Origin of the sequence: Streptomyces sp. NPDC051976, assembly GCF_040680795.1 — a bacterium.
In the GTDB taxonomy this organism is placed as follows: domain Bacteria; phylum Actinomycetota; class Actinomycetes; order Streptomycetales; family Streptomycetaceae; genus Actinacidiphila.
In genome coordinates this window covers 171,067-190,609 of sequence record NZ_JBFAXL010000007.1, presented here as the reverse complement: position 1 = coordinate 190,609, position 19,543 = coordinate 171,067, and the positions used below count along the sequence as shown (strand labels likewise).

Sequence of the window (19,543 nt, the reverse complement as noted above, 5' to 3'; positions counted from 1 at the left end):
TACTCCCCGTACCCTCTCGTAGGTTCTTGCTTGCTCGAATGATCACCAAGCGTCACTGAAGCCCTTGACAAACGCCATTGGGAATCAGCGATGAGCGGGGCAGTTCGTAGCCAGCGGGGAGCACACCGGATACCGATGGCGTACTGCCGTCCCCGCTGAGCTGAAACTGCAAGGACGTCAGTTCGAAGAGTCGGCGAAGCAGCGCTTCGGGTGCGGCTGCCAGATTCCTGGCCAGATAGGGGATCGCGGCCACAAGGTTTGCTCTGTGAATGCTGCCCTGTTCGATTTCGCTTTCCCTGGCTGTCTCCAGGTGGGCAAGGGCTGCGACGCTGGCTTGCTTGCAGCGCTCAAGATCATTGTAATCATCCCGCAATCCACGCGTGTAGGGGTCCGTCGCCGGAAGGTGCTGCGACTGCACGCGGATGTTCTCCTGTCTCCGAGTGATGGCGTCCAGCGCGCGCTGACACCGCTCCCTTTCCTCTTGCCGGTCTTGAAGCGCTCTGTCATCAAGGAGCGCCAGGTCGGCGGCGAGTGGTTGCCAGCGGTGGGCAGCAAGAACATGCTCGGCGTAGAAGGCTGTTGCCGCCTTCATGAGGTCGGTCTCGCTGATGTAGCGGGTTTTGGGGTGTGGGGCGTAGGCGTCGGGTCGGCCACGATTGTTGCCCTTGGGCCAGCAGACGTAGTAGGTCACTCCATGGCGCTGATTGCCATGAAGGCGTCGACCACAAGGGCATACCACCATGCCTCGTAGCACGTAAGCCCGTTGGACTGGACGGTCGTTGGGACGGGTGTCGCTGTCCGCAGCCGGTCGGTGGCGCCGGCGTGAGGCGATTTCGTCAAACATCCACTTCGGAATCAGTGGTTCATGAACGGGATAGGGAGACCAGACCCACATAGCTGGGTCGTTCACCTTGCCGCTCCCGGAGTGCGTAGCTCGGCGGTTGAAGACCTGGAACCCGGTGTACTTCGGGTTGCGGAGGATCTCGTACACGGCCGACTTGCCCCACACGCCCCGGGCGCGCAAGCCGCCTGGCGGTTCGGGTGGAGGGAACCGAGCAGGCTCTGCGTTCAGGCGGTCGGCGATGGCACCGTACCCGAGGCGCTCGTAGTATCTCCAGTGCGCGATCTGCGTAACGGTTTGCGCTTTAAGTCCGTCCGGTTCGAGGCGTGTTTTGGCGGCTCCGCGTCGGGCCCTCACTGGATTGGGCCTACGGTAGATCTTGGCCGTATAGCCGTACGGAGGTTTCCCAATGTTCCAGCCTTCTCTGACGTGCGCACACAGTCCACCCCAGGCTGTTTCCAGCGAGTTGTAGACCTCATATTCTGCGACGGACTGGTTGATACGACGCTGCAGGATTTGCTGTGCTCTTCCACCGTCGATCTTGATCGGCTCGTTCCAGGCGAACAGCCGGACTCCAGCCTGTTCCAATCTCCTCTCGATTGACAGATTTTCAAGCATGCCGCGGGCTACACGCGAAGTGCTCTCGCAGATGACTACGTCGAAACGACGGTGAGGGCTCCGCGCCTCCGCAAGCAGATCCGAGATCCCTCCGTCGCGTGAGATCGGAATGTCGTATCGTTCGTAACCTTCCTTCTGCCCCCGCTTCTCTAGTTGCATCCTCCCGGACTCCACGTCGTAGAAGTGGCAGGCCAGCAGCCAGGATTCAGGAAGGACACCCTTGCACCGGTCCAATTGGCGCATCAACGAGTTACGCGGATCTTGCTGATCCTCGGTGGATGTGCGACCAATCCATGCCACTCGCACTGGCTCATGGAGAAGCGGTAACGACATCGCGAAGGGGGAGACGGCCAGGTCAGATAGTATCTGACCGTGTTGCGAGCGCCCGGAAGGCGCCCTGAGAACGTCAGCCTGAGCCTGCGGCGCGTCCCCCTCGTCCGCCAATGCGCCCGCACCCGTTTTTTCCATGCTAGCTGTTTCCTTTTCCCGAACCAGGATCGATCGTTGATCCCTGTTGCGCCCTGGCCCACTCCAACAGGTCGCGGATTACACAAGCAATATCATGACGTAGGTGCATGCCTTCATGCCCGCTCGTATATCGCGTGGGCCCTTGGCCGATGGTCACGGATAGTCTCCTCGGCTCAAGTTCTCTCCCGTGCGGTTGAAACTCTTGATCGCCATCGTGCTGGTCGATTTGCGGTCGTCTCTCCAAATGCCTCATCTGGCCTCGCCGTTGCTTCAGGTTTTCCGATGGCAGATTCTGGGTGTGTTCTGCCCAAGGGAATCCGGGGAGATTCAGACGAGCGCGCTCTCTTTCGAGTGACGTGAGCGGGTTCCGGCGCCGACTCATGAACGGGGCGTCAGCAACATTTACCGGGCCCATCTCGCTCAGTGAGCCATTTCAGGGTGGCCACCGATCGGGTGACGGAAGGCCGTAACGCACGAAGCTCCGGTGCCATGGAGAGCGGTGTTCGACGTGTCACCCCATCAGCACAGGAGCTGCCTTGGTTCCCTATCTTGCTGCCCTCGACGTACCTCACAGCCTGGTCGAGTAGGCAACAATGCTCATCGTCACCCGCCAGGGTGACCGACGCTGCATACCCCCACTGCACCAGGACGCGCCGGTTGGTCTGGCGCAACTGCCGCCACCCCGACAGCGTGACCTGGGTTTTGTCCAGCTCGACGGCTCCCTCGCCGTGTGCGACCGCGTCGGCGACAACCGCGGCCTACTACTCGGCCGAGCACCGTCGTACGGCTCAAACGTCGGGTCGTCACCGACTTGGTCGGTGCCGTGCTGTGGATTTCACCCACACTATCCGGCCTCGCCCACGACCTGACTGCGGCCCGCACCCATCTCATCACCTGATCTGCCAGCCGCAGGGCGTCCCGATCCTTGCCGACCGCGCCTACCAATGCGCCGCCACCAGACTGAAACGACCACCGCGCGGAGAACTCACTCCCACTCATCGCACCGCCAACCGTGGCCTCGACTCCGTCGTCTGTGGCATGGCACGGTTGAAGTCCTGGCAGATCTTCCGCAGAACCGGGATCAGATCCACCCACATGACCGTCATCCCCAAGGCCGCCCTCACCCCGGAGAGGCAACGCCGAAATGGGCCCGGTGGATCCCGGACGTACAAGATCCCACGCAGCACATAGAACCTTTCCGGGTTCGGTGAAGGCTCTGACGTGCCCAGGGTCTGGTGGAATCACCGCTACCGCAACAGCGGCTTCATGTGATCCCACAGCTCATCTGTCACGATCCACGGCGACGTCCTCGCACCGCACAGAACGCTCAACTCCTGCCCCAGACAAGGCAACCAGGAGCGGTCCACCTCATGTGTTAACCGTTGTAAGCGGGAATGGCGTCCGCGGCCCGGCCCACGTCGCTGAGTACGGGCGAAGCCCGGCCTCCCGTAACGGGGCCGGGCTTCGTGCATGCCGGCGACGTCGGCCAACCGACGCACATGCGCCACACTGCGTATCAGGCGGGACATGTAACTCGCGTGCCGCGGTCCGTCGAAGCCCCGGCCGCGCGGTGGTGACCGGCGCGCACGGATCCCGCCGTCAGTTTGTCGCCGTAGCCTTGGCGAGGGCCTCATCAAGGTGGCGGTCGACGAGGCCCGGGGAGCCGGAGATGATCACCAACAGGTTGCCGTCGCGGATCGCGGTCTGCTTGACCACGCTGCTTCACCCTGCTGCGGTGAACGTCAGGAGCTGGCTCCACTGCTGATCACCGTCGGCGTGGGGTGCGGTCAGCTTCTGCGAGGCGATGTCGACCGGGGCGCCGCCAGTGACGATCTGATAGGTCGGGCAGCCGGTCATGGCGTTGAAGATCCGGCCGATGTTGTCGGAGAGAATCTTTGCGCTGTCGCTGTACAGCTCCTCGGAGATCTCCGAGGAGGTGCCGCCGTAGGTGAAGTCCGCCTTCGCCTCGTGCGGGAAGGTGAGCGTGGCGCCGGTCGCGGCGTCGCCGCCCAGTTCGCTCAAGGCCGGGCAGCCGAGGACGGTCACGTCGTCGTGCCGGGCCGGAAGCTCCGCCTTGGGCAGGTAGCCGCTGCCGAGGTCGCTCGGGTCGAGCAGGCGGGACTTGAGCGCGGCCGAGGAGAGCACACCCGGCTCCTGGACGCCGCCGGACGGCCTTCTCGCCCGGGCAGCCGAGGGGGTCCTGTGCTGCTTCCCGGTGGGGTCGGTGGAGCAAGCGGGCAGGATGAGGAGGGTGGCGGTGATGCCGAGAGCGGTGGTGGCGACGCGTACACGCATGGCGGAACTGACCCCTTGGTGCTAGGCGACGGGTGGTCAGTGCGGGCCCGGGGGCCCGGTGGGATCGTAGAGGAGTGGTGGTCAGTGTCCGAGGTGGCGCAGGCAGTCCTCGAACGTGGCGTGCGTCGCGTCCGCCGGCCCGGAGTGCCGGTTGTACCAGGCAGTGTCGATGCGGGTCTCGTGCTGCTGGTGGCCTGCCCGGCAGCGCAGCCAGATCTCGCCGCGGGTGGAGAGGATGAGCCAGTCCCGGTACGCGCCGCACTCGGTACAGGCGACCATCTCGCCGTCGAGGACGAGGGGCTGCGACCAGGGCATCATCTTGCCGCCAACCTGATCATGGCTCGGCACGCGCAGTTCCGGCGGAAGGAAGTCATCCATGACGACGGCCGGCGCGAAGGGCTCCGGTGCAGGGGCTGGCACTCCGAAGCCGGGCGGGACCTGGCCCTGCAACTGCGCGTGCAGCGCGGCGAACTGACTCAGAGCTTCGGTCGGCTCCTTGGCCTGGCGGCGTATCCGATGAAACACCCTGGCGTCCTCCTCTACCTCGTGACCTCGTCCTGCGCGCTTCATGATCGTGCCCCACGCCCCCGCCGGTTTCAATTCACGATGTCCACAGTCCCCTCCGGCTAGGTTCAGCAGGGAATCGGCTTCTCGGCTGCCCAGATGACGAGTTGGGCGCGGTGCGTGTCTCGGTGCGCGCGGCGGCGTTGCCACGGTGCGCCCAATCACACGTTCGGCGGCCTTACCGACTCTGGGCCGAGGTGTCCTCGCCGCTGTGCTGTCTGCCGGGCGCGGAGGGCATGGTGGTTGTCACGCGTGTCGCGGACCGGTTCCCTGCGGTGCTGGTCTCGGACAGGCGGGAGGCGTCGGAGGGCAGGTCGGCCGTCCGTCGCATCCGCCACACGAGCACGTCGCTGACGGAGTCCGCGGTGCCGAGCTCGCGCCGTTCGGCTGCGTCGGACAGGAGAGCGGCAGGGTCGTGGCCGGCGGCTTCGGCTTCCGCGACGGTGGCGGCGAGGGCGTACCAGCCGGGTTCGGCGAGGATCTGTTCGGCAAGTTCTGGCAGGGCCTCGCGCAGCAGTGCGGTCTGGCGCTGGAGCATCGGTCGGTTCATGCGCCGGCCGTGCTGGTGGAGGACGCCGAGGGGTTGGGCGGCGGCGGCCTGGTAGGCGGTGCGCAGGTGTTCGGCGGCCCGGGTGGCGGCCTCGGCTTGTTGGGCGTGTCCCTTTCTGGTGTGCCAGTGCGCGGTGGCGGTGATGAGGAAGAACAGCATGTCGATCGCCATGGCCGTGGTGGCGCCGTCCTCTCCGCGGCCGAGGGCCGGGCCGCCTTGGACGAGGTCGCGGGCGGCCTGCCGCAGGGCTCGATCGTGTCCACGTACGGCGTGGATGTGAGAGCGTGAGGCCCGTTCGAAAGCCGTTGCGGCGTTGCGCAGTTCGCGGCGGGTGTGGGCGGCGGAGGTCTTCGCGAGGGCGTCCAGGACCTCGCCGGCCGCGGCGATGTGGGCGGCGGCGACGGCGTCCTCGCCGTGCTCGATGACGAGGATGGTCTGCCACGCGGTCGATGCCGCTCTGCGGCGCGCGGTGGCCGGACTGCCCGGCTGCGTCAGGATTGCTTCCGCTTGCCGGGATGCCGGGGTGTCTGCGGTCCAGCGCTCGCGGATGCGGGGCAGTGAGAGGTCGGGGGCCAGGCGCGCGCCGGGGTAGAACACTGGCTCGCCGTCCTTGTTCAGGTCGTCGGCCAGGGCGACCTTGTACCCGAGGAGGTCGCCGGAGGGCGCGACACGCCTGCGGATCAGGAGGCCGGCGGCGGCGAGCCGGTCGAAGAACTCCTGGTCGCTTCGCACCCCGCTCACCGCGCGGCGTACGGTTTCGCGCAGTTCCTCGCGGGCGGTGCGCTCGCGGCGCTGCCGCTCGGCCTTGTGCCGTTCTGCGCTGGTGGGCCGCTGGGCTGCGGTGCCGTCACCGGGCGCGACTTGGCGCAGGCCGAGTTCCTTCTCGATGAGCCGTGCTTCGGCCTGGGCGCGGGCGCCGGAGCGGTAGTCGTCGGGGCGGTGGCCGTCCTCGGTGACGAGGGTGGCGACGATGTGGATGTGGTCATCGGCGTGGCGTACGGCGGCCCAGCGGCAGCCGGGTTGTCCGTCGCCGGGATCGATGCCGGTGGCCGCGACGATGCGGCGGGCGATGCCGGCCCACTCCTCGTCGGACAGGATCTTGTCGCCCGGGTCGGCGCGTACGGAGGTGTGCCAGACGTGCTTGGCCGGGCGGGCGTGCTTGTCGAGGGCCATCACGGGCTGATCCAGAAGCCGCTGGAGGTCGGTGAGGGTGGCGTCCGGGTCGCGGCCGGGGTCGGGGGACATGCCGTCGAAGGAGGCGACGAGGTGGGGGTCGGTGTGGTCCTCGTACTTGCCGGTCTCGTACAGGTAGTACAGGAGCCCTCTGGTGTCCGACCCGGACGGGTTCACGCTGGGGATCATGAGCCGTGGCGCTCGATCAATCGTGTGGCGGCTTCGTGGGCGGTGTCGGCGGCACGCCGCACGGCGGCGACGGCCGCTTCGAGGTGAGCGGCCTCAGCCCCGGAGTTGAGCGCCTTCACGGCCTGGTTGAGGTTGCTGCCGGCCCAGCCGAGCCGTCGCCGGCTGTCGAACAGGGCGGTGATCACTTCGCGTTCGTCGGGGATCTCGGCGCTGGTGCGGTCGAGGTCGCGGGCGGCGGCGAGCGCTGAACGGGCGAGAAACCCGGCGACGGACAGATTGCATCGGGCGGCGGCGGACTTGATCAGGGCGTACTCGTCCTCGTTGAATCGTGTGGCGGGCTGGCGCAGTCGCTTGTTTTCGGGCGGCTGACGTGGTCGCTGACGGGCGCGTGGCGCGCGCTGTCGGAGGGCGCGCGGCTCGGTGTGCTTCTCCTCCTGCCCCGGCTTCGATCCGCCCCCGGTCGAAGCCCGGAGGACCTGCGCCCCCCGGTGCAGGTCCTCTCCCGCCCCCTCGGGGGCGGGTTCGGCGGAAGCTATGCTTCCGCCCCAACTTGCTCGCCCCGAGACCGAGTTGGAGTCGCGATCAGGTTCCGGGGTGGTGCCGTTCCTGCTGGGGTTCGTCATGGGGATTCGGGCCTCGCAGAGCGGGTGCGTTGCTGGATTGCTGCGGCCAGCGCGAGAACATCGGCCGGGCTCGCCAGGACGTGGACCGGTCCGTCGGGCTGGTCCTGGAGGAGCCACTGCCCGGTCGGCGTACGGACGACAGCGTGGACGAGTTGTCGGCGGACCAAGACCTCCGCCCAGGCGACGGCCTCGGCGACGGTGGGGTCGGAAGAGCGAGGTGGACGTGGAACCACGGCATACCTCCTGAACGGGGCGGTGGCCCGGCGCGGAGCCGGGCCACCCTTACGGGCATGGGGTTTGAGCTGGGGGTTTGCCGGTTCAGCCGCACTCAGGGCAGCGCCCCACGTGGCTGTTGAGCGCGCGGGCCATCCGCTGCTTTGCCGAGGTAGCCTGCTTCGCGCTGGCCTTCGCCGCCGGCCTGCCTGCGTGCCGTTCGGAGTGAGCGAGCATGAAGCCGATCTCTCGCTCGTACTCCACGCGGACGGTGTCGAACTGGTGGCAGGTCTTCATCAGGCGGTGCTCCTCGTCGTCGTGATGCCCTCGTTCCGCAGCTCCTGGAGGACGAGGCCGAGCCGGTCGTTCCCGACTCCGGTCAGGCCCTGGCGGCGGATGATCTCGCGCAGCTGCACCCGGGTGATCGCTGCGTTGCTGTCCCGATCGAGTAGGGCGGGAACGTGAGGGCGCACCTCCTGGACAAGCTGGCGCTCGGACTCGCCCAGCTCGCGTGCCGGGCGCTCGGTCTGCGGAGAGCGGGACCGGGCACGCTTGTCCCTGGTCTTCGTCTGGGACTTCCGCGCGGTCTTCCGGCGGAGTGGGACCTTGTGCCCGCGGTCCTGGGTGGTCTTGGTCCCGGACTCGGTGGCGGCCGGTCCGCGGTCCCGGGTGCTCTCGGTCCCCGACGTCGCGGCGTCCGGTCCTCGATGGAAATCCGGGCACTGGGCTGCTACTTCTCGCGCTGCGGTCCTTGGTTCGGCAGGACCGGTCCCCGGGACCGCGCTGCCTCCAGGCCGCTTGGTCTGGGCGAGCATTCCCGTTTCGTCGTCCCCGGTCCCCGAGCCAGCTTGGGCTTGTGAGTCCGCCTGCTCGGGGACCGGTCCCGGAGGCGTCCTCGGTCCTCGGTCCGGGACCGGCACGTCGGGACCGGAGGCGGGGACCGTCACCTTCGATGTCGGCTGTGCGGGGACCGTGGCCGCCGATGCGCTGCTGCGCGCAGGGGACCAGGGAGAAGGGAGCGGGACCGAGGCGAGTGCGAGCGCGTGCCGTCGAGCGGCGAGCTGGTCGAGCAGCTGTGCCCGCTGGAGGGGGTCGGTGCCGACCGAGGCCCTGCCGACCGCCTTCGACAGGCGTCGGGTCAGCCGCCGGCCCCGACGGTTTCGCTGCTGCTCGGGTGTGCGCTCGGCGAGGCGGGCGGCGAGGGTGACCGCGCGGGCGGTGGCCCGGTCCCGGGTGATCTGTGCGGCGTCGCGGTCTCGCGCGGCGATGCCCAGGCGGGACAGCAGCCGTTCGCGGGCTTCCCGGCCCAGGACGGCGATCAGTCCCTTCGAGGCAGCGTCGGGGGTGTGCAGGCGCAGTTCGATGCCCATGGCCAGGTGCCACAGTGTGGCTGCCATGATCGGTCCGACGAAGGCGCGGACTGTGCCGCCGATGGGGCCGCTCTCGGCGTAGGCGGGGATCACCTGCACTGTGGTGATCACCCAGACCAGGGTGCCCGGCATGCCGGGGGCGCCTTGGACGGCGAGGTTCTGGCGTGCCATCAGAGCGGTCGCGAACAGGGCGAGTTCTGCGGCGGCGAACATGCTGGCGCGCTCCGCGGTGCCGGCCATGTCGAGGTAGTCGGCGGCGAAGCGCCAGCTCGTGTCGGCGCTGTAGGCGGTGCACCCCACGGCGGCCAGTGCGGCGACCTTGACCGCCGGCCCGCCGAGACGATTCCGCGAGCGGGCTCCCCTTCGCCGGATGGTCCACGCGGTCAGTACGAACGCGAAGGCGGCGAACACGACGGCGGCCAGGAGGAGAGGGAGGTCCGAAGTAGCACCGAAGGCGAGGACGGAGTGGGTCATGCTGCCTTTCCGACAGGGGCGTGCGCCGGTGCCGACGCCGCCGGGCGGCCTACGGACTTCTGGGCGCCGGGAGTCGTGGGCGTCGGGGTGCCGTTGGCCTCGGAGGTCTTCTTCCGCTTCTTCTCGGGGCGGGGCACGCCGTAGTTGCGGTCGCGGTCAAGGACCTTGTTGGCGGCCTGCCGGAGCAGGTCGCGGGCGTGCTTGCGGCTGATCTGCAAGGCGGCGCCGAGCCGGTCGGGCCGCCAGCCCCGGACGTAGGCGTGGTCGATGACGACTTGCCGCTCGGCTTCGGTCAGGTGCACGTCGCGCCCCTGGAAGAAAGCGGTCACGCGCCGGTAGTCCAGGCGCTGGTGCAGATTGTCGTGCAGCGGGCGCCGCTCCGCCTCGGTGAGACCGCCCCAGACACCCTCTTTGAGCGTGTTCTCCAGGGCGAAGGCCAGGCACTCGCGGCGTACGGGGCACCAGCCGCACAGCTCCTTCGCCTCCGCGATCTCCTCATGATCCCGCGGCCCCGGGAAAAACACCGCGTCGGCGTCCTCGACGTCCATGCCGTGGCACGCTCCGGCGCTGTGCCAGTTGGTGTCTGCGATGCCGCGCAGGCCGGTGGCCGGCGCGTCGTGGGTGGTGATGTGGCGCAAGGCGGGTCTCCGATGTGCTGCCGCGCCGACCGGCGGGCATGGTGCTCGGCGGGGTGCGGCGTCGAGTGCCGGCTGCAGCGCTGGGCGTGCGCGGCAGCCGGTGCGGGACGGTGAGGTCGGGTGGCGGTGCAGCGGACGGGGTGCACGCGCCGGGTACGCCGGTCAGGCGAAGGCAGACTGCTGGGCCTGTTCCGGGCGTTGGGCCTGCTGGGCGGCGGCCAGGTCGAGGCGGCCGGGGTGCGGGGTCGCGCGAGCGGCGGTTCCGCGGGCTCCGCCGTCGGGACCGACCCTCCGGCGACGGCACGGCTCGCCGGGCTGGGCCAGGCACCATTCGCACCGCACGCTCAGTGCGTCGGGTAGCCCTTGCGCGACAGCGGCCTCCCGGGCCGCGCGGGCGGGCCGGTAGGGCGCGAGGGCCGCTCGGGCGGCGGGAGGTATACAGGAGCCGATCTCCCGCAGCCGCGCCTCCAGCTTCGGGTCGACCCTGCCGCGACCGCTGGTGATCGCTCGGGCCTGCGCGGGCTGCGCGGTACCGGCGGAGACGGCAAGGCGGGTACCGCCCAACTCCGCGGTCCAGGCGGCCTGGTCGTCCGGGTCGACGGACGGCGTCGGGTCGCAGTGTCGCGCCAGGCGGTCGCGCCGGTAGCTCTCCCAAGGCCGGGCCAGGTCCGCGGGCAGGATCTGGTAGGGCGAGGTGCGGATGTGCTTGCGGGCGGCGACGCGGACGTCCCAGCCGTGCGGGGTGGCCATCGGCACGTCGCCGAGCAGCTCGTGCCACTGGGCGAGTTGGTCGCGTGCTTCGCCCTGGTCGGTGCGGATGGTGCGGGGGTCGAGCCTGCCGATGTAGGCCAGCAGGGCGGCGATTTCGCGGCGCTCCACGGTCAGCCCTCCGTTCCGGTCGGCTCGTCGAGGGCGGCCAGCAGGGCGGCGGTGTGGGCCTCCGTCCGCGTCATGCCCCCCGGTGCGGCGGTGTTCTTGCCGGGCACGGCGTAGAGGTTCGGGCGGCTGGGGGCGTGCTCCCGGGCGACCCAGGAGCGCCAGTCGGCAGCCCAGGCGTCCGCCGGCCTCGGCTTGAGAGCGGCCCGATGGGCGCGCCACTTGGCATCGGCGGTGCGCAGACCCTCCTCACCGAGGCGGTCGAGGTGCCCCTGCTGGCGGGCCCAGGTGTGGGTGGCGGGGTCGACCTGCCACTGGGCAGCCGAGAGGACGGCAGCACCACTACTGCTGTACCTCCGGTTCACATCAGGTTCACTACGGTTCTGTGCGCCGGTGGCCGGTACATCGCTGTGTCGGTGGCCGGTACGTCGCTGTGCCGGTTTCCGCCGCGACCTGCCGGTTTCCGGTACTGCCGGTTTCCGGACCCTCGCAGGGGATTCCGGCACCTCCCGCGGGCGGATTCCGTACCGCCGCAGAGGCGAGAGCCGAAGTGTCACAGGGCTGGCGGACTCATCTGACACTGTCGTGTCGCCGACCTCGTCCTGCTGATCGCGCTGCGCCTGGCCGACGGCTTCGGCGGCGAGAGGCATGCGGTAGACGGTGCTGCGCTGTGGACCGACGAGGTCGTCGAGCTGCTCCAGCTCGCCGGCCTGGAGCAGGCGCCCGACGGCCTCGCGCACCGTGGAAACCGAGGCGCAGGTGCGCTTGGCCAGGGTGGACAGCGAGGCATACGAGATGCACTGCTCGTCGGCCACCCGGTCGGCGATCGACAGTAGGACCAGGCGCGCGGCCCCTCGGCTGGAGCTGTGCTCCCACACCCACTCGCGGGCTTCGCTGCTCATCGGCCGCTCCCGAGGAGCGGGCAGGACCGGCTACGGGCCGGGGTCGGGATGGTGCGATGCGGCTCAGAGCACTCAGGCGCCGAGGCGGAGGTGGCTGCCGCGCAGGCCAGGCGGAAACGCCTTTCGCGCAGGGCAGGAGGCATGAAAGACTCCCCTTTGCAGTGTTGCCACGCTGATGTGCCCGTCGGAAGGACTCAGCGTGGTGATGGTCGGCATTTGCCGCCCTTGCCGGGGCGGGTATGCCACAAAGCGTTCGGCGTCCGTGAGTAACCTCCTCGGGCGCCGTCGCTGTGTGCGGGCCTTCGCGGTACCTGTCTGCGCTCGTGCTCTCCTCACTCTCGTCGCCGCGGGTGAGTTGCCCGGGGACGACGAACATACGCACGGACCCGGATCAAGATCCAGACTTGGTTCTCAAACCCTGTACTGGTTGCAGAGAGTCACCGATGACCGTGTGTTGCAGCCGAGTGCAGGAGGTACGCCGGCGGAGTGCATACCAGGGGCGGTGAGGGCCGCTGCGCTGGCACGGGGTACCGACCTCGTGTGCAGGGCGATGGATCGTAAAACTCTCCTCCGGGATGGAGCCCGCGCCAGTGTGACCGTAGGAGAGGACCGGCGCGATGAAGGCGGTTAAAAACTCCAGCCCTTGCAAGGGGTGAAGCGCCACTTAGCGTTCGGCGCCGGGGAGTTGAAACCCCCCTTGGGTGTGGTCGCTGTTTATGAGGTCTACGTTTCCCGGTTGGATCGCTCAATTCCGCGTCCCACTCCTCTAGTTGCCAGATGCCAGGCTGGCGACGACGAACATAGGCGTGGCCTTTATCAAGATCCAGACCTCGCAAATGGGCTCTCTTTAAGTGGTGGTGGCCACAGCTACGTGCCTCTGCCGACGGAGCGGCCGACCGGGACACGGGTAGCGGCACGGTCGGCCCCACGTTCGCGCTGATGATCTTCAATGCACCCTCCCTCGTGTCGCATGCCGCGACGGCCTATTAGTCGCTTGACCAGGGCGGTTCAAGTCACGCGTGACCAGGAGCGCCCGCGCTGATCCTGCGGGGGGGCACCGTTCATGACCACCCCCCTTGGCTCACCGACGTGAGCTGCCGCCCGTTGTGCGGACGGACAGATCTTGGGCTTGGCCCAGATCATTCGTCAATGCAGGAAAACGATCACGACGGAGCAACGAGATGCTTGCTCGTACCGGACTCGATGCGCCCACCAATGCTCAACTCGCCTATTTGTGCGCGGACTTCGCGAGCTCTATGCAACGCGGCCGCCAAGGGCCCTCTGCGTTCTCGGGGGACAATTCGGTTCAAAATTTGGTGACCGGCAATCTTCTGCCGGTCACGCAGTGTCACTGTCGAACTTCCGTGTGATGGAGGGAACAGTGCCTGGTCGACATTAACTTGGAACCTCATATGATTTGATCCGGATATAATCAGTCGGGTTCAGTACCATGCAGACGCGAATTGCGAGGAACGTGGCATGCACAGGGTCATGGAGGATGGCAGTGGTGAAGGAAGATCCACCGGGCTCGGTGTCCTGCTGCGCGCTTTCCGGGATGCTGCCAGCGCCAGGCTCGGCCGCTCGATCCTCCAGCGAGACGTAGCCGACGCCCTGCATAAGAGCGAGCGCTGGTACCGGGACCTTGAGGGCGGAGTGATCACCCGGACCTTCACCCGCCACGAACTGGACACCATCGGCACATTGCTCGGACTCGACAGGGTCCAGCGACATGCGCTGTTCCTCGTCAGCAACGGCGGGGGTCTCTCCAGTCCGGAAGCCGTGGAGCCACCGCGCATCAGTGACGAACTGCGCCTCCTGCTGGACCAGCAGCCTTTCCCCGCCTACGTCGTTGATGCCACATGGAACGTCGTGGCGGTCAACACGGCGATGGCCGCCCTGTTCCCGTGGTCGACAAGGCCGGGGGCCAACCTCATGCGGTGGGTGCTCCTGAGTGCTGATGCGCGGGACCAGCATCTGAACTGGGAGGCTGACGCGGAGGTGTGCGTCCGCATGCTCCGTGCCGCAGCCGTCGACCGTCCCCACGACGCAGACCTTCAGCAGCTCATCAGCGACACCAGTCAGAACCCCGCCGTCCGCCATCTGTGGACTCATGGTGCAGCCGACTTCGCTGACCACTATGACGGCCACATACTTCAGCTGGCGCTCCCGCTTTTCGACGGTCAGGTGACCGAACTGGTCACCCATGTTTTGCAGCTTGCTGGCATTCCTGGTTGCCGCATGACGATCCTGGTCCAGCGAGCAAGCCGCGAGCCGGCATGCGAGCAGCCTGTCCAAGTAACGTGATGGTGCCCTCTACCGCCATTCGGTTATGTACCGCGAGGTTGGGGCACGGCTGTCATGGCGCTATTTGAATTTGGCACCGGGTAGGCGCGGCATGACCGACCTCCGCGGCCAGCATCTACCCGCTCTTCCGCTCCAGCGGTGCTATCCGCTCGCCGCATAGCAGGTACTGGCGGCTCCGGCCCGTAACGACCCAAGGATCATACGCGTTCAACTCGCAAAGCCGCGGCGTGACTTCATGGAATCTCGCCACAACGACTCTAGTCGCTCACTTGCACACCCCTACGAAAAAGACCGTTCCAGTACCAGGTGAGTGTGCGGTGCTCGCAGCGAAACTGCGTGGCCAGCCGCACTCTTCAGGAGAGAGAAGAAGAAAATAGGATGCCAATGATCATGCATGACGCACATGGCGGACAGCTCCTCCGTGTAGGGGACCCGGGGCAAGGGGTCCATCTGCTGTTCTCCACGCCAACGCGGCCGTACGGAGACGATCCTGCGCTCGACATTCCCATACGGGCCAAGGGTGCGTGGGTGGACGTCAAGGAGTCGATCCGGACATTGGACGGTGACAGATTGGTGGAATTCTTTTCATCACTGGCTGACGAATCGAGCAGTTGGGATGAAGTCCGCATTTGGAAGTCAGATGAAGAGCAATTGAGAATTTCTGCGCAGCGGCGTTCGGGTGGGCGCATCGTCTTGACGTGGGGGATATCGGGGGAGGTGGCAGAATCTGAAAGTGCGTGGTACTTCGAGACTGTCACGTCACACCAGGGTGACCGGGAGATGCGAGAATTTTCCGAAGTATTTCAGACTCTATTTTCTGGAAAGTCTGAGAGAGCCGCCTGAATGAGTGCTGGCTCCTCAACCGTTCTGCCGCTGCAAACGCTGGCAGCGGCAGAACGCTAGGCTGGCCCGCTGGCGAGTTGAAGCGGGCCTCTGCGGACACCAGGCAGAGTGCACTCACTCACGACGCCGAGGGAGGCACCTCTACCCCGATGCTGCTGGCACGTTGCCGACACGCCTCCGCACGCTTCTTGGGCGGTACGCCCGTTCCGGTATCGACGCGGTCGCCCGGGATATTGCGGAACGCGACCCTGCCGCTCGCCGACGAGCTGACGAACACTGCGGTCGCCGCAGTAGTCACCGGTCGCCCCTGTCCGGAGCCCGTGCTGCGGCTGGACGCGTCCTGGCCCCATGCCCTGCCCGGCACCCGTGACCTGCGCAAACTGAACATGCGCGAGGACGGCACCCACTTCGTGAGGGACTGCGACGGACCCTGCACGAGACCGTCATCGCCATGTGGGAGTTCACGACCCGGACCGCCCTGTGGGTCGCGGCTCACCGCACCTGGGCACGCGGGTGGCCTGAACGCCTCTGGCCCCCGCCTGGCAGCGATGATGCGGTACGTCTACCGCTGGCTCCCCCCGGCCGACGTACCCGCTCCCCAACTGCTGGCCGGCGTGTGCCGGGAAGCCACGCGCCCTCCTACCACCGTTGCGTCCGTACGGAGGTTGCTGGCGGAAGCCGGAGGCAGCGCTGCGGAGTGTGTGATCAGGGGGTGCTCGTGACCGAGGTAGCCGTTTTCCCAGCCGATGCGTACGGCGTGGGCGGCGGTGTTGGCTCCCAGGGCGGTGTATAGGGCTTTCAGGCGGGACTTGGCGGCCTCAAGGGACCTGTTCGTCACCGTTGCGATGCGGCGGACGGTGGCGCCGGTCGCCACTAGTTGGAGGAGGGTTCGTTGCTCAGGGGTCAGGTTGACCAGCGGGGTTCCGGTGGATGCCCGGGGTGGGGCGGGGAGTTGGCGGTTGCGGTATGCGGTGTTGACGAGGGCGGGGCGGCCGTGGACGCCGACCTTGCTTTGGACGCGCCGCATCGTCGACTTGACTGTGTCCTCGGTGACGCCGAGACGTGTGGCGACTGCGGCTGTAGACAGGCCGTCCGCGACCAGCGCGAGAGTGGCACGCTCGGTCGGCGCCAGTAGAGGGCCTCTCTGGTCGGGAGGCAGGGACGGGGCGGCTGCCTGCGGGGTCGGCGTTACCTGGCGTGTGGGCATCGTCGTCTCTTGGGCTGCCTGATGTCCCGAAGCGGCTGCGGCCGGGGTGAGGACGACGGGCAGTTCGCGGTGGCCGTTGGCGATAAACGACGCCTGGGGGCGCAACTGGCTCGGGTCTACTGCGAGTCGGATCTGGGGGAAGGCGTCGAAGAGGGCGCGGAGGGCGATGTCGGCTTCGAGCTTCGCCAGGGGTGCCCCGAGGCAGTAGTGGACGCCGTGGCCGAAGGCGAGGTGATCCTTGGAAGGGCGCGACGCGTCGAAGACGTCTGCGTCCTGGCCGTGGATGGCGGGGTCTCGTCCGGCGGCGCCGAAGGCGAGGAGGATCGGCTCGCCCTTGCGGATGACGACGCCGCTGCCGAGGTCGATGTCCTCGACGGCGTAGCGCAGGGGCATGTGCATGATGGGCCCCTGCGTGCGCAGGGTTTCTTCGATGACGTCTTCCCAGGTCACCGTTCCGGCGGCCAGCAGGTAGCGCTGGAGCGGGTGGGTGAGCAGGGCGAGGGTTGCCTGGGCGATGAGGTTGACCGCGGTCTCGCTGCCCGCACCGATCATCAGAATGAGGGTGGAGACGAGTTGTTCCTCGTCCAGCCTGTCCTGGCCGTCGCGTGCGGCGATGAGGTCGCTGGTCAGGTCGGAGCCGGGGTCGTCGCGCTTGAGGGCGACAAGGTGGCGCATGCAGGCGAGGAGGTCCTCGAAGTCGGCTTGGGCCTGCTGGGGTGTGGCACCGGTGTGTAGCGCGGCGTCGATGACGCGGCGGGTGCGGTCGCGCAGGGTGTCGGGGACGCCGAACAGGTCGCAGATGATCTCGGTCGGGATGACGTAGGCGAAGCGGCTGCGCAGGTCCACGGCCTGGCCGGGCGGGATCTGGCGTAGGTCGTGGATCAGGGTGTCGACCAGGTTCTGGACGTTCGGGCGCAGGTCCTGGGTGCGGCGTGGGGTGAAGGCGGTGGAGATCAGGTTGCGCAGGCGGCGGTGTTCGTCGCCGTAGGAGGTGAAGGCGTTGGTGACGCGCACCCAGACGTTGAGGGGCCAGTCGGCGGGTATGGCGTCCAGTGCGGGCCAGTGCTGGCGGGGATCACGCGAGACGCGGCGGTCTGCCGCGAGCTTCCTGATGATGTCGTGGCGGGTCACGGACCATGCCGTGACGTTGCCGGGGAGCGTCACCGGCGTTGCGGGGCCTTGTGTGCGCAGGCGGGCCGCCTCGCTGTGGAGGTCGGCGCCTGTGGGGTCGAGGACGGTGGGGATGTTGGCGGTGGTCATCCGGTACCTCCGGTGGGTGCGGTGGACGTGAGGGCGTCGGCAGGTGCGGGGTGGAAGCGGGCGGGCAGGGCTGCGGGGCACTGGTGGAAGGGGCCGGGCCGGTTGGGAACGGTTGGGTCTGTGAGTTCCAGGTCCCACAGTTGGTCCAGGAGCGCCTCGATCGCGGTCTGGGCGATGACGCCTGCTTGGTTGTCGGCGGGGCAGCGGTGCGGGCCGGCGGACCAGGCCAGGTGGGCGCGGTTGTCCGGGCCGAGGTCGGGCAGGGCGGGGTCGGTACCGGTTGCGGCATGGCTGATCAGTACGGGTACGCCGGCCGGGATGGGGACACCGTGCAGGAGGGTTTCCCAGCGTGCGTAGTGGGCGCTGAAGTTGGCCATGGGGGAGCAGGTCCACAACGTGTGGTCCATGGCACCGCGAACGGTGACCGCGCCTGCGGTCAGGCGCGTCGCGTAGCTGTCGTCGTCCTGGATGAGCCGCAGCGTGGAGGCGATCCAGGCCGCGGTGGGGATGGTGCCCGCTCCGACGAAGCAGAACAGTTGGTGGAGGACTTCCTCATCGGTGAGCTGGGAGGGGTGGGCGAGCATCCAGGAGGTGACGTCCCGCCCGGGCATTTCCTTCTTCGCCGCGATCAGTTCGGCCAGGCAGGCCGCGAAGTCGGCAGCGGCCTGCATGGCCCCGGCATCGGCGCCGATCACGCCCTGGCAGGCGGTGACCATGCGACTGACCAACTGTGCGGGGCAGCCCAGGATGTCGACGAAGACGAGCAGCGGGAGGGTGTCCGCGAAGTCGCGCATCAGTTCCGCGTGGCCGGTCGGGGCGATGCGCGCGATGAGCCGGGAGGCGTGGCGATGCGTCGTCTCGCGTAGCTCGTGCACGTCGATGCGGGCAAGGCAGTCGTCCATGGCCTGCCGCAGGCGGGCATGCTGTGCCCCGTCGGCGTACAGCAGGCTGGGCCGGTATGCCATCAAGGCCAGGACGGGGCTGTCCTGCGGGATCCAACCCTGGTTCAGCGCGGTCCAGTTGCGGCTGTCCTTGCTGAAGACCGCGGTGTCGTTCAGCAGAGCGACGGCGGCCCGATGGCTGGTGACGACCAGCGCGTACACACCCTGCGCGATCTCCGCCGTCGCCACTGGCCCGCTCTGCCTCAACTGCTGGTAGGCGACGTCCGGCCGGGCTGCGAACTCCTCGCCGAACAGCCGCGGAACGGGACTTGGTGCGTTCATCGGGAGGACTCCGTCCGGGTGCGGGGGTGGAGGATGTCGGTGACGAGCACGACGAGGCCCTGCTTGGCCGAATGACGGAAGCGGGCGTCCAGGCGCACCAGTGGCCGGTCGTCGGCAATGGTCAGCGCGTCACGCAGCTCGGCATCGCTGTAGGTGTCAGATGTGCCGTCGAATCCGTTGACAGCCACGGTGTAGGGCAGCCCTGCCTCTTCCAGCAGATCGATCGCGTCGAAACTCGCGCGCAGGCGCCTGGTGTCGACCAGGACGATCCCGCCGAGGGCACCTTCGAGGAGGCTGCGCACCATCCGGGCGAACCGCGCCTGGCCGGGAGCGCCGAACACATACAGGACGACGTCGTCGGCCAGCGTGACGCGGCCGAAGTCCATGGCCACGGTCGTGGTGTCCTTGCCCGCCAGCCCGCTGAGGTCGTCCACGAGCTCCCCGGCCTGGGTCATCCGCTCCTCGGTGTGCAGCGGCCTGATCTCCGAGACGGCCCGCACGAAGGTGGTCTTGCCCACGCCGAAGGGACCGAGGACGACGACCTTCACGGACCGGGAGCCCTCTGGTAAGTAGCGTTCAGAGCTTGTGGAGTCCATTCAAGATCCTTTGCAGGAGTTCCCGGTCGTGAGTGGCCGCGGTGGGTACGAACGGGTTGCGCGCGATGAGATGCCCGCTGTCGACGAGGCGGCAGACGAGCACCTTGACCACCGCTGCGGGCAGTTCCAGGCAGGCTGCGACGTCCGCCACGGCCAGCACACCGCCCAGGCAGAGCTCCATCACGCGGTGCGCCTGAGCCGGCAGTCCGACCCACGCCACTTTGGGGTCCGCTTTCAGTAGCGTCGCCTCGTCCACGCTGCTGCGGGTGGGTGTGGCCACGCCGCCTGTAGCGGTGTAGGAGCGGACCATCCCGCG

General features: G+C 67.9%; 15 protein-coding genes and 3 pseudogenes. 4 read left to right on the top strand and 14 right to left on the bottom strand.

What is annotated here, in order from left to right; translation table 11 throughout:
* Positions 1-52: 52 nt before the first annotated feature.
* Positions 53-1,927, bottom strand: coding sequence for a recombinase family protein (locus AB0M29_RS10895; RefSeq protein WP_365381858.1), 1,875 nt, complete (start codon positions 1,925-1,927; stop codon positions 53-55).
* A 593-nt stretch (positions 1,928-2,520) separates the two neighbouring features.
* On the opposite strand from AB0M29_RS10895, the pseudogene AB0M29_RS10890 reads away from it, so the two are divergent.
* Positions 2,521-3,118 (top strand): annotated as a pseudogene (locus AB0M29_RS10890) (transposase family protein).
* Between the two features lie 408 nt (positions 3,119-3,526).
* On the opposite strand, the pseudogene AB0M29_RS10885 reads toward AB0M29_RS10890, so the two are convergent.
* The 9 genes and pseudogenes from AB0M29_RS10885 to AB0M29_RS10845 form a co-directional block, all read right to left on the bottom strand.
* Positions 3,527-4,222: pseudogene (locus AB0M29_RS10885) on the bottom strand (hypothetical protein).
* 81 nt (positions 4,223-4,303) lie between these two features.
* The gene (locus tag AB0M29_RS10880; protein ID WP_365381856.1) at positions 4,304-4,792 is read right to left on the bottom strand and encodes a hypothetical protein; all 489 of its coding nucleotides are present in this window, start codon (positions 4,790-4,792) and stop codon (positions 4,304-4,306) included.
* Between the two features lie 172 nt (positions 4,793-4,964).
* Entirely contained in the window at positions 4,965-6,698 is a 1,734-nt protein-coding gene (locus AB0M29_RS10875) for a relaxase/mobilization nuclease domain-containing protein (RefSeq protein ID WP_365381854.1), read from the bottom strand.
* Positions 6,695-7,321 (bottom strand): hypothetical protein, encoded by a 627-nt coding sequence (locus tag AB0M29_RS10870; protein WP_365381852.1) that lies wholly within the window; start codon positions 7,319-7,321, stop codon positions 6,695-6,697. Before AB0M29_RS10870 ends, AB0M29_RS10875 begins: the two co-directional genes overlap by 4 nt.
* Positions 7,322-7,639: 318 nt before the next feature.
* Positions 7,640-7,831 (bottom strand): hypothetical protein, encoded by a 192-nt coding sequence (locus AB0M29_RS10865; protein WP_365381851.1) that lies wholly within the window; start codon positions 7,829-7,831, stop codon positions 7,640-7,642.
* Entirely contained in the window at positions 7,831-9,378 is a 1,548-nt protein-coding gene (locus AB0M29_RS10860; protein ID WP_365381849.1) for a hypothetical protein, read from the bottom strand. The genes AB0M29_RS10865 and AB0M29_RS10860 overlap by 1 nt, the downstream gene beginning before the upstream one ends.
* Positions 9,375-10,016 (bottom strand): WhiB family transcriptional regulator, encoded by a 642-nt coding sequence (locus tag AB0M29_RS10855; protein WP_365381847.1) that lies wholly within the window; start codon positions 10,014-10,016, stop codon positions 9,375-9,377. The genes AB0M29_RS10860 and AB0M29_RS10855 overlap by 4 nt, the downstream gene beginning before the upstream one ends.
* Positions 10,017-10,178: 162 nt before the next feature.
* Positions 10,179-10,895, bottom strand: a complete 717-nt coding sequence (locus AB0M29_RS10850; RefSeq protein ID WP_365381845.1) for a hypothetical protein — start codon at positions 10,893-10,895, stop codon at positions 10,179-10,181.
* A 2-nt stretch (positions 10,896-10,897) separates the two neighbouring features.
* Positions 10,898-11,794 (bottom strand): helix-turn-helix domain-containing protein, encoded by an 897-nt coding sequence (locus AB0M29_RS10845; protein ID WP_365381843.1) that lies wholly within the window; start codon positions 11,792-11,794, stop codon positions 10,898-10,900.
* A gap of 1,479 nt (positions 11,795-13,273) precedes the next feature.
* Here AB0M29_RS10845 and AB0M29_RS10840 point away from each other — a divergent pair.
* The 3 genes and pseudogenes from AB0M29_RS10840 to AB0M29_RS10830 form a co-directional block, all read left to right on the top strand.
* Positions 13,274-14,098: a helix-turn-helix transcriptional regulator gene (locus AB0M29_RS10840; protein ID WP_365381841.1), complete on the top strand. Its 825-nt coding sequence runs from the start codon at positions 13,274-13,276 to the stop codon at positions 14,096-14,098.
* A 378-nt stretch (positions 14,099-14,476) separates the two neighbouring features.
* Positions 14,477-14,941: a DUF6228 family protein gene (locus AB0M29_RS10835; protein ID WP_365381839.1), complete on the top strand. Its 465-nt coding sequence runs from the start codon at positions 14,477-14,479 to the stop codon at positions 14,939-14,941.
* Between the two features lie 275 nt (positions 14,942-15,216).
* Positions 15,217-15,401 (top strand): annotated as a pseudogene (locus AB0M29_RS10830) (type III polyketide synthase); the annotation flags it as partial.
* A 102-nt stretch (positions 15,402-15,503) separates the two neighbouring features.
* On the opposite strand, the gene AB0M29_RS10825 reads toward AB0M29_RS10830, so the two are convergent.
* The 4 genes from AB0M29_RS10825 to AB0M29_RS10810 are packed head-to-tail and all read right to left on the bottom strand — an operon-like array spanning position 15,504 to position 19,537.
* Positions 15,504-17,408 carry a cytochrome P450 gene (locus AB0M29_RS10825; RefSeq protein WP_365381837.1) on the bottom strand — a complete coding sequence of 635 codons (1,905 nt, stop codon included), beginning with the start codon at positions 17,406-17,408 and terminating at the stop codon, positions 15,504-15,506.
* Positions 17,405-18,631 (bottom strand): cytochrome P450, encoded by a 1,227-nt coding sequence (locus tag AB0M29_RS10820; RefSeq protein ID WP_365381836.1) that lies wholly within the window; start codon positions 18,629-18,631, stop codon positions 17,405-17,407. The genes AB0M29_RS10825 and AB0M29_RS10820 overlap by 4 nt, the downstream gene beginning before the upstream one ends.
* On the bottom strand, positions 18,628-19,227 hold the full coding sequence (locus AB0M29_RS10815; RefSeq protein WP_365381834.1) for an ATP/GTP-binding protein: 600 nt from the start codon (positions 19,225-19,227) through the stop codon (positions 18,628-18,630). Before AB0M29_RS10815 ends, AB0M29_RS10820 begins: the two co-directional genes overlap by 4 nt.
* Positions 19,208-19,537 carry a DUF742 domain-containing protein gene (locus tag AB0M29_RS10810; protein WP_365381955.1) on the bottom strand — a complete coding sequence of 110 codons (330 nt, stop codon included), beginning with the start codon at positions 19,535-19,537 and terminating at the stop codon, positions 19,208-19,210. The genes AB0M29_RS10815 and AB0M29_RS10810 overlap by 20 nt, the downstream gene beginning before the upstream one ends.
* Positions 19,538-19,543: the final 6 nt, after the last annotated feature.